Here is a 739-nt window from a genome sequence, read left to right on the forward strand (position 1 = left end):
CCCATTCGTCGAACACCAGCACCGGCCGGCCTTCGAGCCACGCATGCACCAGCGCCAGCCGCTTGCGCTGGCCGGTCGACAGGTCGGTGGTGCTGAACGCGCCGTCGCGCACCGACACCTTGTGCGCGATCTCCAGCCGCTCCAGGTAGGGCTGCGCCGCTTGCGGCAGCGGCTGCGGCGCCCCGCCCTCGCCGGCCAGGTCCTGGAACAGGTAGAAATCGGAGAACACCGTCGTGAACAGCTGCCGGTAGTCGTCGCGCGTCGCATCGGTCACCGGCCGGCCGTCCAGCCGCAGCTCGCCCTGCTGCGGCGCATACAGCCCGAGCAGCAGCTTGATCAGCGTCGTCTTGCCCGAGCCGTTGTCGCCGACGATGAAGACCAGCTCGCCGCGGCGCAGCACCAGGTCGATCGGGCCGAGCACGAAGGCCTCGCCGCCGCCCTCCGGCGCATCGAACGCATAGCGCACGCCGCGCAGCTCGATCAAATCGGCGAACGTCACCTCACCGGCCGGCCGGTCCAGGTGCAGATGCGGCTCGGGCGTCGCGAAGCGCAGCGACAGGTCGCCGATGCGCTGGAACGCCACCTTCGCGCGCCCGATGTTCGGCAGCACGCCCACCAGCTGGTCGATCGGCCCCTTCAGGAACAGCAGCACCAGCACGAAGCCGCTCAGCACCGCCGGCGCCACCGTGCTCGCCGCGGCCCAGCCGAGGATCACCGCGATCAGCAGGAAGAACAGCGC

General features: G+C 70.8%; 1 protein-coding gene. It reads right to left on the reverse strand.

Features of this window, described 5'->3' with window-relative positions:
* A partial coding sequence (locus AC1D12_RS34590; RefSeq protein ID WP_477845565.1) for a cyclic peptide export ABC transporter occupies nt 1-739 on the reverse strand: 739 nt, incomplete at both ends.

The sequence above is a fragment of the Rhizobacter sp. P1_G5 genome (assembly GCF_056405435.1).